Raw genomic sequence first — 15,085 nt, 5'->3', positions numbered from 1 at the left:
CGAACGGGTGAATTCCTCCGCTACGGATGCCGCGGCACTACCTGCGGGGCTACTGCGCTGCGCGCTCCAAGACGAGTTCGCGCACGCGGGCGGCGTCTGCCTGACCCTTCATCGCCTTCATGACCGCACCGATGACGGCGCCAGCGGCCTGGACCTTGCCGTCCTTGATCTTGGCGAGCACGTCTGGCTGCGAGGCCAGTGCCTCGTCGATCGCAGCGATCAACGCCCCGTCATCCGAGACGACAGCGAGGCCACGAGTGTCGACGACCTGCTGCGGCGTGCCTTCGCCGGCGATGACGCCCTCAAGCACCTGCCGGGCCAACTTGTCGGTGAGGATTCCCTCGTCGATGAGTTTCTGCAGGGCAGCGACGTTCTCCGGCGTGATGAGGCCAGCGGCATCCTTGTCCTGGGTGTTCGCGAGACGAGAGATCTCGCCCGTCCACCACTTTCGTGCGGCGGCCGGCGTCGCACCTGCGGCGATAGTCGCCTCGACCTCGTCGATCAAGGCGCCGTTGCGGACGTCCTGGAACTCTAGGTCTGTGAAGTTCCACTCCGCCTTCAAGCGGCGACGACGTGCGACAGGCTGCTCAGGAAGCGTTGCGCGCAGTTCTTCGATCAGCTCGGCCGCAGGCTGCACCGGCAGCAGGTCGGGCTCGGGGAAGTACCGGTAGTCGTCTGCATCTGACTTCGGACGACCGGGCGAGGTGGTGCTGGTGTCCTCGTGCCAGTGGCGCGTCTCCTGAGTGATCGTGCCACCGTCGGCGAGAATCTGCGCCTGGCGCTGAATCTCGTGACGGACGGCGCGCTCAACCGAGCGCATGGAGTTCACGTTCTTCGTCTCGGTACGGGTACCCAGCGGTGCCGGTTCCTCGCCCTCTGCGACGCGCGGACGCAGCGAGACGTTCGCGTCGCAGCGCAGGTTGCCTCGTTCCAGGCGCGCCTCCGAGATTCCGAGGCTGCGCACGATGTCACGGATCGTGGAGACGTATGCCTTCGCGACCTCGGGTGCGCGGTGTTCCGTGCCGTAGATGATGTTCGTGACGATCTCGACCAGCGGGACACCGGCACGGTTGTAGTCGACGAGCGAATACTCAGCACCCTGGATGCGTCCGGTAGCGCCGCCCATGTGGGTGAGCTTTCCGGCATCCTCTTCCATGTGCGCGCGCTCGATCGGAATCGTGACGAGCGTGCCGTCCTCGAGCTCGACCACAACGGATCCCTCGTACGCGATCGGTTCGTCGTACTGCGAGATCTGGTAGTTCTTGCCGAGGTCGGGGTAGAAGTAATTCTTTCGCGCGAACCGGCTGGACTCTGCGATCGAGCAACCGAGCGCGAGGCCAAGGCTGATCGACGAGCGGATCGCCGTCGCGTTGACCACCGGCAGCGAACCAGGCAGCCCCAGGTCGACCGGTGCGATGAGCGTGTTCGGCTCTGCGGCGTGATACTTCTCGTTCGCCGGGTTCGGCGCATCCGAGAACATCTTGGTGTTGGTGTTGAGTTCGACGTGCACTTCGAACCCGAGCACGGGCTCGAACAGTTCCAACGCTTTGTCGAAGTCCATCAGCTTTGCCGCAGCCATCAGCGGTTCCCTCCTGCGAGCTGGGGAGCTCGGGTCAGCAGCGGTGCGCCCCACGAATCGACGAGCGCGGTTTCGAGCGCGGCGCCCACACGATACAGACGCGCATCTTCGTGCGCGGGTGCGAGGAACTGGATGCCGACGGGCAGACCGTCGTCATGCGCAAGGCCCGAAGGGATCGAGATGCCCGGAACGCCCGCAAGGTTCGCCGGAATCGTGGTGACGTCGTTCAAGTACATCTGCAGCGGGTCATCGATCCGCTCGCCGATCTTGAACGCCGTGGTCGGCGCCGACGGAGTGGCGATCACGTCGACCTGAGTGAAGGCGTTGTCGAAGTCCTGCTGAATGAGCGTGCGAACCTTCTGCGCGCTGCCGTAGTAGGCGTCGTAATACCCAGCCGACAGTGCATACGTGCCGAGAATGATCCGGCGCTTGACCTCGTCGCCGAAACCGGCTTCACGCGTCGCAGACATCACGTCTTCAACGGTGGCGGCGCCTTCGGGCGTAACGCGCATACCGAACCGTACGGAGTCGAACTTCGCCAGGTTGCTGGATGCCTCGGCCGGCAGAATCAGGTAGTACGCAGCGACGCCGTACTCGAAGTGCGGCGTCGAGATCTCGACGATCTCCGCGCCGTTCGCCTCGAGGAGGTCAAGAGAGGCGCGGAAGGATGCCGCAACACCGGGCTGGAAGCCTGAGTCCGGAAGTTCCTTGATGACGCCGACCTTCAGGCCCTTCAGCACGTCTCCGCGGGCGCCTTCACGTGCAGCATCCGCGAACGACGGCCATGCGTCGGTCAGCGAGGTGGAATCCTTGGGGTCGTGCCCGCCGATAATGTCGTGCAGGAGCCCGGAGTCGAGAACCGTCCGCGTGACAGGACCCACCTGGTCAAGGCTCGATGCCAGCGCGATCGCACCATAGCGACTGACACCGCCGTAGGTCGGCTTCAGTCCGACCGTGCCGGTCACGTGCGCGGGCTGACGAATCGAGCCACCAGTGTCTGAGCCGAGCGCGAGCGGCGCTTCGAATGCCGCGACAGCAGCAGCCGAACCACCGCCGGAGCCGCCGGGAATCCGATCCAGATCCCACGGGTTGCGCGTCGGGCCGTACGCGGAGTGCTCGGTAGAGGAGCCCATCGCGAACTCGTCCATGTTGGTCTTGCCCAACGGAACGAGGCCAGCAGCGCGCGAACGGGCGACCACAGTCGCGTCGTAGGGCGACATGTAGCCCTCGAGAATCTTCGAACCGCTCGTGGTGGGCTGGTCGGTGGTGACCAGGACGTCCTTGATCGCGAGCGGAACACCGGCGAGCGGGCCGAGCTTCTCGCCTGCGGCACGCCGTGCATCAACGGCGTCAGCTGCAGCCAGCGCACCCTCGTTCACGTGCAGGAACGCGTGGACGTCGCCGTCAACAGCGGCGATCCGGTCGAGGTGTGCCTGAGTGGCCTCGCGGCTGGAGACCTCGCCGGCGGCGAGCTTGTCTCCTAGTTCAGCGGCGGTCCAGCGGATGATGTCGCTCACTGCTCTTCTCCCAGGATCGCGCTCACGCGGAAACGGCCGTCCGCGGCATCCGGTGCATTCTGCAGCACCTGCTCATGCGTGAGCGTCTCGCCGACCACGTCGGGTCGGAAGACGTTCGCAAGCGGGATCGGGTGGCTTGTGGCCGCCACGTCGGGGGTCGCAACCTCCGACACCTTCGCGATGTTGTCGACGATGGCGTCGAGCTGGCCCGTGAGCCGCGTCACCTCGTCGTCGTTCAGCTGGATACGCGCGAGCACGCCGAGATGGCGCACGAGCTCAGGGGTGATTTCAGACACCACGCCAGTCTAGTTCGCCGCGTCGGATCCGCCGCGCGGCACGTGCCAGCCCAATATGCTGTTCGGCATGACCACGTTCGATCCCCCTCGCCCCTGGGTCGCCAGCTACGCCGAGGGAGTTCCGGAAGACCTCGGTCCCGTTGATGGCTCACTCATCGATATCGTCGCGGCGTCCGCGCGCGATTATCCGGACGCTGCCGCACTGCAGTTCTTCGGCCAGGAGACGACGTACGCGCGGATGCAGGAAGCCATCGACCGCGCGGCGACGGGCCTGCGGGATCTTGGCATCCGGGCCGGCGATCCGGTCGCGATCGTGCTGCCGAACTGCCCGCAGCACATCATCGCCTTCTACGCAGTACTGCGCCTGGGCGCCGTCGTCGTCGAGCACAACCCGCTCTACACTCCCCGCGAATTGCGCAAACAGTTTGAAGACCACGGTGCGAAGCACGCCATCGTGTGGAGCAAGGTCGTGAAGACCGTGCAGGAATTCCCTGCTGACCTCGCGATGACGAACCTGATCACCGTCGACATCACCAAGGCGATGCCATTCTTCACGCGCGTCGCGCTGAAGCTGCCGATCGCGAAGGCCCGCGAGTCTCGCGCGGCTCTCACCGAGAAGGTGCGCGGCGCGATCGAGTGGGAGCAACTCGTCGGTTCTGCGCCGCTGCCCGCCTCGCATCCGAAGCCCGCCACCGACGATCTCGCGATCATCCAGTACACCTCTGGCACGACAGGAAACCCCAAGGGCGCATCTCTCACCCACCGCAATCTGCTCTCGAACGCCGCGCAGGCCCAGGCTTGGGTTCCGTCGATACAGCGCGGGCGCGGCTGCGTCGTCTATGCGGTGCTCCCCATGTTCCACGCCTACGGCCTCACTCTCTGCCTGACATTCGCGATGTCGATGGGTGCGCGTCTGGTGTTGTTCCCGAAGTTCGATCCAGACATGGTGCTCGACGTCGTAAAGAAGCATCCAGCGACCTTCCTGCCGTTGGTTCCCCCGATCGCCGAACGTCTGCTGGCCGCCGCCGAGGCGAAGGGCGTCTCACTTCAGGGCATCGACGTCGCGATCTCCGGCGCGATGGCTCTCCCTCACGAGCTCGTTGTGCCCTTCGAATCGGCCTCCGGAGGTTTCCTCGTCGAGGGGTACGGACTCAGCGAGTGCTCCCCCGTGCTGACGGCGAACCCCGTCGCTGACAACCGCGTTCCGGGAACAATCGGCTTGCCGCTGCCCGGCACCGAGTGCCGTGTTGTCGATCCAGACGACCCCACTCAGGATGTCGAGCCCGGATCTCCCGGTGAGCTCGTTGTTCGTGGCCCGCAGGTGTTCTCCGGCTACTACGGCAAACCGGAAGCGACAGAGGAAGCGTTCGTCGACGGCTGGTACCGCACCGGCGACATCGTGGCGATCGATGAGGCCGGTTTCATCCGGATCGTCGATCGCATCAAGGAACTCATCATCACGGGTGGCTTCAACGTCGCACCCACCGAAGTCGAGAATGCGCTACGCCAGCATCCGTCGGTCGCGGATGCCGCTGTGGTCGGATTGCACAGTGATCACTCCGGTGAAGAAGTCGTCGCCGCGATCGTCCTCGACGCGGGCGCACAGCTCGATGAGGAGTCGATCAGAGCGTTTGCGCGGAGCATCCTGACCCCCTACAAGGTGCCGCGTCGGATCTTCGTCGTCGACGAATTGCCCAAGTCGATCATCGGGAAAGTGCTGCGTCGACAGGTGAAGGAAAAGCTCGTCTCGCTCACAACCAGCGCCTGAGAGCGCGTCTTCACAGACAAGCGGCATCTCGGGGCGCTACCTTTAGGAAGTGACCCCTGAAGATGCAGCGCTGAGCGAGCCCACCGACGAATCCCCCACGACCCCCGGATTCGAGGAACTAGGCATCACCGGCCCCGTCCTCGCGGCTATCCGCGGCCTTGGCTATGAGACCCCTTCGCCCATCCAGGCGGCGACAATCCCGACCCTCCTTGGCGGACGCGATGTCGTCGGCATGGCGCAGACCGGAACCGGCAAGACTGCGGCTTTCGCACTTCCTGTGCTGGAGCGTCTCGACGTGTCGCAGAAGATCCCCCAGGCTCTCGTCCTGGCCCCGACCCGTGAGCTCGCGCTCCAGGTCTGTGAGGCCTTCGAGTCCTACGCGTCCAAGATGAAGGGCGTGCACGTGCTGCCCGTTTACGGCGGACAGGGCTACGGCGTGCAGCTGTCGGCGCTGCGCCGCGGCGTGCACGTGATCGTCGGTACTCCCGGCCGCATCATGGATCACCTCGCCAAGGGCACCCTTGACCTCTCTGAGCTGAAGTACCTCGTTCTCGACGAGGCCGACGAGATGCTGAAGATGGGCTTCGCCGAGGACGTCGAGCAGATCCTTGCTCAGACGCCTGCCGAGAAGCAGGTTGCACTGTTCTCTGCGACCATGCCGCCGCAGATCCGCCGCCTCGCTCAGAAGTATCTGCAGGATGCTGAAGAGATCACGATCAAGTCGAAGACCGCGTCGAGCACGAATATCACACAGCGGTACCTCGTCGTCTCGTACCAGCAGAAGGTCGATGCGCTCACGCGCATCCTCGAGGTCGAGAACTTCGATGGAATGATCGTCTTCGTCCGCACGAAGAACGAGACCGAGACGCTTGCTGAGAAATTGCGTGCTCGCGGATACTCCGCCGCCGCTATCAACGGTGACGTGGCACAGGTGCAGCGCGAGCGCAGCATCAACCAACTCAAGGATGGCAAGCTCGACATCCTCGTTGCGACCGATGTCGCCGCGCGTGGTCTCGACGTCGAGCGCATCAGCCACGTCGTGAACTACGACATCCCCACCGACACCGAGTCTTATGTGCACCGCATCGGTCGTACGGGCCGCGCAGGTCGCACCGGCGATGCGATCAGCTTCATCACACCGCGCGAGCGTTACCTGCTCAAGAGCATCGAGAAGGCGACCCGTCAGGCCCCGGTGCAGATGACGCTGCCGAGCACGGAAGACGTCAACACCACTCGTCTCGCGCGCTTCGACGATGGCATCACCGCTGCGCTCGCGGAGACCGCCCGTATTGAGGCGTTCCGCGACATCGTCGCGCACTACGTGCGCAATCACGATGTGCCCGAGGGCGACGTCGCCGCAGCCCTCGCGGTCGTCGCTCAGGGCAAGACCCCGCTGCTGCTGGATCCTGCGAACGACCCACTGACCGCTGCCGTCGAGCGCGACAACCGCCCGCGTCGGGACTCGGATCGTTCTGACCGTCCTGCTCGCGAGCCGCGCGAGCGCCGTGGGCGCGGTGACTACGCGGCCTACCGCATCGAGGTCGGGCGCCGTCACAAGGTGGAACCGCGCCAGATCGTCGGCGCGCTGGCGAACGAAGGCGGGCTGGGTCGCGACGACTTCGGCGCAATCAACATCAAGCCTGACTTCACCATCGTCGAGTTGCCGTCGAACCTCGACCCGTCGGTGCTCAACAAGCTCAAGGACACCCGGATCTCGGGTCGCCTGATCGAGATCAAGGCTGACCGTGGGGTTCCCAGCCGTCGCGACACCGGTGGCGGCTACGAGCGCCGGGATCGTCCGTCCTACGATGCGCGCAAGCCGCGCCACAAGGACTGATCACACCAACTACGCAAAACCGCGGCGTGCACGACTTCGAATCTCCGAGGTCGTGCACGCCGCGGTTTGTCATTGCGGCACCATGTGCCGACGGTGGCGCGCGCCTCAGATGTTGCTGCGCGCGAGCTTCGCCGCAACATCGACGAGCGATTGCGGACGCGTGAGAAGCGCACGCTGCGCCGGGTGCGCGATGAGATGGTCGAGCAGTCGGTGCGTGCCGACGATTGTGCGCTCCCAGTAGCCGCCGACGTGATGCCTGCTCAGCGGGAGGCTCATCACCTCCCCCTCCACAGTGATCTCGACCGAGCCGTCGTCCGGATCGACCCCGAGGTCAGACACGGAGATCAGCGTCAAAATCCCGAGTCCGAGCGTGGTCATAAGTCCCGGGAGGCGGAAGCGGGTTGTGGGCACGTCCAGACGAAAGCCGGACACCTTGTCCCAGAGCAGGATGCGGCGGTACTCAGCACCCTCGCGGACGATGATTCCGTCCGGCGTCAGGCGCAGATGATGCCTGCCAGGGTCGCCGAGGGCCAGGGCATCCGACACCGCGAGCAGCGGTCCGTAGCGCTTCATGCCAACTCCCCGCGAACCCGTACTGCCAGACTGGCGACGTCGACGGCCGCGGACGTGTCGACTCGGATGACGGGAAACCCACTGATGGGCTGGGCCAGCCCGACGGCAGCATCCCACTCGGCGATGCGTTCCTGATCGTCGTGCACCGTGTGGCGCGGCCTGTTCAGGTACCGGTCGCGCATGTCTGCCTGCGGCGCCTCGCACCACAACTCAATCCCGATGGGCGATCCGACGGACTCCCAGCCCCGCCGGAACCACTCCTCGTCTCGTCCGGTGAGCCACACCGACTCGATCATCACCGTGCCCTCCAGCATCCCGACGATCCGCCAGAGCGCATCCGCAGCCAGCGCGCCGACCGCCCGGGTGGGAAGCGGCGCGTCCACCGCGTCGCCGAGCGCCTCTTTGATGGCATCCTTCGACACCAGCGGTATGCCGAGAGCCGCAGCCAATGGCCGCGCCAACGTCGTCTTGCCCGCCGCGGCCATGCCGTTCAGGACGATGAGATGTTCAGGCATCCAGCGCGGCCGGTCCTTCGGTCACCAGAATGTGGAATTGGGCGGCGTCGAGGATGCGGAGACCGAGCTCTTCAGCCTTCGCAAGTTTCGAACCGGCGCCGGGGCCAGCCGCGACGAAGTCTGTCTTCTTCGAGACGCTGGATGCCGCCTTGCCACCTGCTTTGATTATCGCTTCTTGCGCGCCGTCGCGGGTGTATCCGTCGAGTGAGCCGGTGGCGACCACGGTGAGCCCGTCAAGCACGCCACCTTCAACAACCGCCGCACCAGGGCCCGGGTGACCGGGGGTTGTCCATTGCACGCCAGCGGTCGCCCATTGCTCGACGATCTCGACATGCCAGTCGATCGTGAACCAGTCCAGCAGCGAGTCGGCGATGATCCCGCCGACGCCTTCGACGGCGGCCAATTCTTCACGGGATGCCGCGCGAATTGCGTCGAGCGATCCGAACCACTGCGCCAGCGCACGCGCGGCAACGGGCCCGACGTGACGGATGTTCAGCGAGACCAGCAAGCGCCAGAGTTCTTTGGTCTTCGCCTTCTCCAACTCGGCGAGCAACGTGTGAGCCTGCGCCGACGGCTGCGTCGAATTGATGCCGTTCTTCTTCTCTGCAGGGGTGGGGTTGCGTCGGAATGGCGAGCGGGTCTTCACCAGTCCGTCTTCGTCTTCCTTCGGCAGGCCGGTCTCGGCATCCCTGACGACGAGTTCGATCGGGACCAACTCGTCCAACGTCAACGCGAACAGCCCCGCTTCCGTGACGAGCGGCGGGACGGCGGGGAAGGTCGGCTGCGTCAATGCCGCTGCCGTCACCTCACCCAGCGCCTCGATATCGAGTGCCCCGCGCGAGCCGATGTGTTCGACCCGCCCTCGCACCTGTGCCGGACACGAGCGTGCGTTAGGGCAACGGAGATCGATGTCGCCCTCCTTCATCGCGCGCAGCGGCGTGCCGCACTCTGGGCATCCGACTGGCATCACGAACTCGCGTTCGGTGCCGTCGCGCTTCTCGACCACCGGACCCAATACCTCGGGAATTACGTCTCCGGCCTTGCGCAGCACGACGGTGTCTCCGATGAGTACGCCCTTGGCCTTGACGACATCCTTGTTGTGCAGCGTCGCCTGCCGAACGACGGAGCCGGCGACATGAGCGGGAGCCATCACAGCGAACGGCGTTGCACGGCCGGTGCGACCGACCGAGACGACGATGTCGAGGAGCTTCGTCTGCACCTCCTCGGGCGGGTACTTGTAGGCGATCGCCCAGCGTGGGGCGCGGCTCGTCGTGCCCAGTTCGTCATGCAGCGCCAGCTCGTCAACCTTGACGACGATGCCGTCGAGCTCGTGCTCGATGTCGTGCCGGTGCTCGCCGAAGTACTCGACGAAGGCTGAGACCTCATCGATGCCGCGGCACACCTTCGAATGCGGGCTGGTGGGCAGCCCCCACGATGCGAGCAGCTCGTAGACCTCGCTCTGTGCCGCCACCGGCGGGTTCTCCCACGCGCCGATGCCGTGGACATACAACGACAGCGAGTTCACCCGCAGGAGTCCCGCTTCGAGCTCCAGGCCGTCCTTCTTGTCAATCTGCTGGCGGAGCCCGCCGCTGGCAGCATTGCGCGGGTTCGCGAACGAGGGGAAGCGCCGTGCGGCGGCCGCCCGCGCCTTCTCTTCCTCAAACGGCTTCTTGGCGCCGCCGCGTGCTTCCCAGCGCGCCAAAGTGTCGGCGTACGCACGCTCGCGGAACGACGCTTGCGCGGCGTTCAGCCGTTCAAAGGCCGCAACCGGGATGAATACCTCACCACGCACCTCGACGATCGACGGATGCCCTTCACCACTCAGCCGTTCGGGGATGTCTGCCAGTCGCAGTGCGTTCTCCGTCACGATCTCACCGACGCGACCGTCACCCCGCGTCGCCGCCGAAGTCAGCACACCGTTCTCGTAGCGCAGGTTGATCGCGAGACCGTCAATCTTCAGCTCGGTCAGCCAGGCAACTTCGCGCCCAGAGGCCGCCGTGGTCTTCGCCGCCCATTCACGCAGCTCCTCGATGGAGAAGACGTTGTCGAGGCTCAGCATCCGTTCGGCGTGCTCGATCGTCGCAAGACCCGTGGATTCAGCCGCCCCTACCATCTGCGTCGGCGAGTCTTGACCCTGCAGTTCTGGATGCAGTCGCTCAAGTTCTTCGAGCCGCTGCATCCAGCCGTCGTAGGTCGCGTCATCCACGACCGAGGTATCGCGCCCGTAGTACGCGTCTTTCGCATCGAGAATGCGCGTCGTCAGCTCTTCGGCTTCAACGCGGGCGTCTTCCAGCGAGATGTTGTCCGGCACCTTCTCAGTCTACGAGCGGGTGCCGACATCCGATGTGAGGATGCGCGTCGCGTCCACCGTCCGTACGCCTCGCTCGGAGATGTGCGGTGCGCTCGGAGCAATTCGTCGAAAAGGTCCGAGGAACCGGTACAACTCCGAAGGAGCGGTACGCGCAGAAGCTCTCGCGCGTACACACGAAGCCGCGCCGCCGCAACGCCCGCGGGCTTACGCCCCGACCGGCACCGCCGACACAGTCCGATCGATCGTGAACTGCCCGAGCACGCGGGTGCCGACGTACAGCACGGCCGTCTGCCCCGGTGCAACACCGTCCAGCGGTACCTCCGGCACAACAGTGACGCCAGCATCCGAGACGGTGGCACGCGCGGGAACGGGCTCGGAGTGAGCGCGAATCTGCACGTGACACTCGAACTCGGCCGTGGCTGGAGCAGCGCCGGCCCAGCTGTACCGGTCACCGGAGATCTCGCTGATAGCGAGCGCTTCCTTCGGCCCGACCACAACAGTGTTCGACACCGGCCGCACCTCAAGTACGAACCGGGGCTTGCCGTCATCCGCCGGGATACCGATCTTCAGGCCACGACGCTGTCCGACGGTGAACGCGTGCGCACCGTCGTGTGAGCCGATCACGGCACCAGAGCGGTCCAGAATCTCACCCTGCTCGGCGCCGACCTTCTCTGCCAGCCAGCCGCGCGTGTCGCCGTCGGGTATGAAGCAGATGTCATGGCTATCCGGCTTCTGCGCAACGGTGAGGCCACGCTCGGCAGCCTCCGCCCGCACAATCGCCTTCGACGGCGTCGTGCCCAGCGGGAAGTAGGTGTGCGCCAGCTGCTCGGTGGTGAGCACGCCCAGCACATACGACTGGTCCTTCGCGTTATCCGAGGCGCGGTGCAGTTCCAGACCGCCTTCGCCATCGATCAGCGTCGCGTAATGGCCAGTGCAAACTGCGTCGAAACCGAGTTCGATCGCTCGCTCTAGCAGGGCTGCGAACTTGATCTTCTCGTTGCAGCGCATGCACGGATTCGGTGTGCGCCCTGCCTGATACTCGCTGATGAAGTCGTCAATGACATCGTCACGGAAGCGTTCGGAGAAGTCCCACACATAGAACGGGATGCCGAGCATGTCGGACGCACGTCGCGCATCCATGGCGTCTTCGATCGTGCAGCAGCCGCGGCTGCCGGTGCGCAGCGTCCCACCTGCGCGCGAGAGCGCCAGATGCACTCCTGTGACGTCGTGTCCTGCATCCACAGCGCGCGCCGCCGCAACGGCAGAATCCACTCCACCACTCATCGCCGCAAGAATCCGCATGACTCCAGTTTACGAGCGTGTTCCTGTACTGGCACCGGATGCCCGCAGAAAGGCATCATTGATCGCTGCAAGTACCGCGTCGACGTCGGCGTCGCTCGATGTGCGTCCGAGCGTGAACCGCAGCACGCTGCGAGCATCCTTCTCGCTTCGCCCCATCGCCATTACGACGTGCGAGGGCTCCGCGACGCCAGCCTGGCACGCTGAACCCGTGGATGCCGCGACCCCTGCGACGTCCAGCAGAAAGAGCAGACTCTCCCCCACCGCACCGGGAAACAGCACATGCGCGTTGTTCGGCAGCCGGTCGACCGGATCTCCCAGCAGTTCCGCTGAGGGCACAGCCGAGCGGATGCCTTCTACCAGGCGGTCGCGCATCACACTCAGCCGCATGCCCTCCGCCTCCCGTTCTGCCTCGCCGCTCTCCAGCGCGACGGCGAAGGCTGCGGCCCCAGCGACATCCTGAGTACCGGCGCGCAGTCCACGCTGCTGCGCGCCGCCATATAGAAGCGGCGTCATCCCTGCCGTGCGCGCCACAACCAACGCACCGACTCCGACGGGCGCCCCGACCTTGTGACCGGCGACGCTCATCGCAACCAGGCCCGCACCCGCCACAGCATCCGCACGCAGTTCACGAAACGACAGTCGCATGTGACCGATCGCGGCCACAGCATCCAGATGCAGCGGCACATCTGCAGAGGCGGCCGCAGCCGCCAGCATCGCTGCGTCGTTCACCGTGCCGACTTCGTTGTTGGCGATGAGCGCAGTAGCCAGCGCCGCGCCGGGCAGCGCCTCGGCGAACGCCGCCGCCGAGATACGGCCGACAGTCGAAATGGGCACTGCACGCACTGCTGCGCCCTCACGCGCAAGCGCCGCGACTGTGTCCATCGTCGCGTGATGCTCACCGTCCGGAAGAACAATCGTGTCGGCATCCGCGCGACGCGACGCCCACATCCCATGCAAGGCGGTGTTGATCGACTCCGTCCCGCCCGAGGTCAGTACGACTTCGATCGGGTCGCAGCCCAGCACCGCGGCGATCCGCTCACGTGATTCCTCGAGCAGCCGTCGCGCGTCTTGCCCTGCGCCGTGCGTCGATGAGGCGTTGCCGACGACATCGGTCGCCGCCAGCCACGCCTGACGTGCCTCAGGGCGAAGCGGCGTGGTGGCCGCATGGTCGAGATAGAACCGCATTCCTTAACTCTCCCCCATTTTTCACCCATTGGCATATGGAACTGAGTGTGGCCTGACGTGAGACTGCGACACATCCCGCCTAATGTGTACTCATGCCTGCGTCCCGTCAGCTCGCCGTTCCCGGCGGCACCACCCTCGACAACCTCGGCGTGCGTCTGCACGACGGCACCGCGACTTTGCGTGTCTGGTCACAGAACGCCTCGTCGATTGAGCTCGTCACTTTTGACGAAACCGACCTCGATTGGGTGACGGATCAGGTCGCGCTGGAGCGCCAACCAGGCGGTGTCTGGGAAGTGACTACGGAACTGCTGCAACCCGGAACGCGATACGCCCTGCGCGTGGGCGGCCCCCATGGCCCCGGCAACACCTTCAACCCAGAGACTCTGCTGCTCGACCCCTACGCGCGCGGTCTCGCGCAAGGTGACGGCTACGAAGAGTGGCGCTCGGTCGTCATCGTCGACGGGTTCGACTGGGGCGATTCGAAGAAGCCAGAGATTCCCCTCGATCAAACCGTGATCTACGAGGCTCATCTGAAGGGCGTGACCAAGCGGCATCCGGATGTCCCTCCCGCCCTGCACGGAACCTACGCCGGCCTCGCCCACCCGGCGATGATCGAGTACTTCCACTCGCTCGGCATCACGTCGATCGAGCTGCTCCCTGTGCATGCTTTTGTGCCGGAGCCACGACTTCTCGAGCGTGGACTCACCAACTACTGGGGATACAACACCCTCAATTTCTTCACTCCGCATGCCGCCTATGCCACCGACGAAGCGCGCAAGGAAGGCCCGGAGGCGATCCTCACCGAGTTCAAAGGCATGGTCCGGCTGCTGCACGAGGCCGGTCTCGAAGTCATCCTTGACGTCGTCTACAACCACACCTCCGAAGAGGGCATCGGCGGGCCCAGGTCGAGCTTCCGCGGAATCGACAATGCTAACTACTACCGGCAGGGACCAGACGGCGTCTACATCGATACCACCGGGGTCGGAAACACTCTGAACACCGCGGTGGATGCCGGAGCCAGGCTCGTTCTCGACTCACTCCGTTATTGGGCCGAGGAGATGCAAATCGACGGTTTCCGGTTCGATCTGGCTGCCGCGCTGGGCCGTGACGCGGCGCACGAGTACACGCCGGAGCATCCGCTTCTCGTTGCCATCCGCGACGACCCCGAACTACAGAACGTCAAACTCATCGCCGAGCCATGGGATGTCGGTCTCGGCGGATGGCAGACCGGCAACTTCACCGCCGGCTGGCACGAGTGGAACGACCGCTACCGCGACCGCGTGCGCAACTTCTGGTTGAGCGACATCGACTACGCGCGTCGCGCGTCGGCGCCGGTCGGCATCGGCGGTTTTGCCACGCGCCTCGCCGGATCCTCGAACACCTTCAGCGAAGATCGCGGCCCCCTCGCCAGTGTGAACTTCATCACCGCGCACGATGGCTTCACGCTGCGCGACCTTGTCTCCTACGACGTCAAGCACAACGAAGCCAACGGCGAAGACAACCGTGACGGCGCCGATATGAACCGTGCTTTCAACCACGGCATAGAGGGCCCGACCAACGATCCTGTGATCAGGGCCACTCGACGCAAGGCGATGCGCAATCTGCTGGGCACCCTGCTGCTGTCCGCTGGCATTCCCATGCTCACCGCCGGGGATGAAACGGGCCGCACGCAGCGCGGCAACAACAACGCCTATGCTCACGATTCCGCCCTCACCTGGCTCAGCTGGGAGCACGAGGACTGGCAAGAAGATCTCCGCGCCCACGTCCAGACGCTGACCAGGCTGCGTCGGGAGAACCCCGCACTGCGCCCGAGCCGCTATGCCCGCGCCGGCGAGCACACGCCAAATGCGTCTGTCATGGACTGGTACAACCAGGATGGCGAGACGATGGAGCAGTCGCAGTGGACCGACCCCGGCAACCGCACGCTGCAGTATGTCGCCGCATCCACGCCTGTCGATGAGCAGTTCAACCGCATCCTGCTCATCGTGCACGGCATCGAGGCACCGATCGACGTGACCCTGCCCGACAGGGTCGAAGGTGCCACGAGATTCGTGTCGCTGTGGTCGAGTGCAGACGAGCGTCCGAACAGCACGGCGGAGACTTTCGCACCCGGTGACGTGCTTCCGACGCCCGGCACATCCATGCGCCTTTTCCGCGTCGAGTGACGTTCAGGGAAATTGCTTTACCGGACGGGTGTCCAGG

Annotated in this window: 11 protein-coding genes; 3 read left to right on the top strand and 8 right to left on the bottom strand. The window is 65.1% G+C overall.

What is annotated here, in order from left to right:
• Positions 1 to 49: 49 nt before the first annotated feature.
• The 3 genes from gatB to gatC are packed head-to-tail and all read right to left on the bottom strand — an operon-like array spanning position 50 to position 3,392.
• Positions 50 to 1,579: an Asp-tRNA(Asn)/Glu-tRNA(Gln) amidotransferase subunit GatB gene (gene gatB, locus AC1C2Q_RS17560; protein ID WP_495451183.1), complete on the bottom strand. Its 1,530-nt coding sequence runs from the start codon at positions 1,577 to 1,579 to the stop codon at positions 50 to 52.
• Positions 1,579 to 3,096, bottom strand: a complete 1,518-nt coding sequence (gene gatA, locus AC1C2Q_RS17555; RefSeq protein ID WP_495451181.1) for an Asp-tRNA(Asn)/Glu-tRNA(Gln) amidotransferase subunit GatA — start codon at positions 3,094 to 3,096, stop codon at positions 1,579 to 1,581. Before gatA ends, gatB begins: the two co-directional genes overlap by 1 nt.
• The gene (gene gatC, locus AC1C2Q_RS17550; protein ID WP_495428752.1) at positions 3,093 to 3,392 is read right to left on the bottom strand and encodes an Asp-tRNA(Asn)/Glu-tRNA(Gln) amidotransferase subunit GatC; all 300 of its coding nucleotides are present in this window, start codon (positions 3,390 to 3,392) and stop codon (positions 3,093 to 3,095) included. The genes gatA and gatC overlap by 4 nt, the downstream gene beginning before the upstream one ends.
• A gap of 67 nt (positions 3,393 to 3,459) precedes the next feature.
• On the opposite strand from gatC, the gene AC1C2Q_RS17545 reads away from it, so the two are divergent.
• On the top strand, positions 3,460 to 5,160 hold the full coding sequence (locus AC1C2Q_RS17545) for a long-chain-fatty-acid--CoA ligase (protein ID WP_495428751.1): 1,701 nt from the start codon (positions 3,460 to 3,462) through the stop codon (positions 5,158 to 5,160).
• 49 nt (positions 5,161 to 5,209) lie between these two features.
• A complete protein-coding gene (locus AC1C2Q_RS17540) occupies positions 5,210 to 6,997 on the top strand; it encodes a DEAD/DEAH box helicase (protein WP_495428750.1) in 1,788 nt (595 codons plus the stop codon).
• Positions 6,998 to 7,102: 105 nt separating this feature from the next.
• On the opposite strand, the gene AC1C2Q_RS17535 is transcribed toward AC1C2Q_RS17540, so the two are convergent.
• The 5 genes from AC1C2Q_RS17535 to AC1C2Q_RS17515 all read right to left on the bottom strand — a co-directional run bounded on the left by AC1C2Q_RS17535 (position 7,103) and on the right by AC1C2Q_RS17515 (position 12,883).
• Positions 7,103 to 7,570 (bottom strand): hypothetical protein, encoded by a 468-nt coding sequence (locus AC1C2Q_RS17535; protein ID WP_495451179.1) that lies wholly within the window; start codon positions 7,568 to 7,570, stop codon positions 7,103 to 7,105.
• Positions 7,567 to 8,085: a P-loop nucleotide/nucleoside kinase family protein gene (locus AC1C2Q_RS17530; RefSeq protein ID WP_495451178.1), complete on the bottom strand. Its 519-nt coding sequence runs from the start codon at positions 8,083 to 8,085 to the stop codon at positions 7,567 to 7,569. Before AC1C2Q_RS17530 ends, AC1C2Q_RS17535 begins: the two co-directional genes overlap by 4 nt.
• Positions 8,078 to 10,396 (bottom strand): NAD-dependent DNA ligase LigA, encoded by a 2,319-nt coding sequence (gene ligA, locus AC1C2Q_RS17525; RefSeq protein ID WP_495428747.1) that lies wholly within the window; start codon positions 10,394 to 10,396, stop codon positions 8,078 to 8,080. The genes AC1C2Q_RS17530 and ligA overlap by 8 nt, the downstream gene beginning before the upstream one ends.
• Positions 10,397 to 10,600: 204 nt before the next feature.
• A complete protein-coding gene (gene mnmA / locus AC1C2Q_RS17520) occupies positions 10,601 to 11,698 on the bottom strand; it encodes a tRNA 2-thiouridine(34) synthase MnmA (protein ID WP_495451176.1) in 1,098 nt (365 codons plus the stop codon).
• Between the two features lie 9 nt (positions 11,699 to 11,707).
• The gene (locus AC1C2Q_RS17515; RefSeq protein ID WP_495451174.1) at positions 11,708 to 12,883 is read right to left on the bottom strand and encodes a cysteine desulfurase family protein; all 1,176 of its coding nucleotides are present in this window, start codon (positions 12,881 to 12,883) and stop codon (positions 11,708 to 11,710) included.
• Positions 12,884 to 12,975: 92 nt separating this feature from the next.
• On the opposite strand from AC1C2Q_RS17515, the gene glgX reads away from it, so the two are divergent.
• Positions 12,976 to 15,048 (top strand): glycogen debranching protein GlgX, encoded by a 2,073-nt coding sequence (gene glgX / locus AC1C2Q_RS17510; RefSeq protein WP_495451173.1) that lies wholly within the window; start codon positions 12,976 to 12,978, stop codon positions 15,046 to 15,048.
• Positions 15,049 to 15,085: the final 37 nt, after the last annotated feature.

This window comes from Microbacterium sp. Y356 (genome assembly GCF_059445355.1).
The sequence above is the reverse complement of the archived record's forward strand: the minus strand, read 5'-3'. Positions and strand labels throughout refer to the sequence as shown.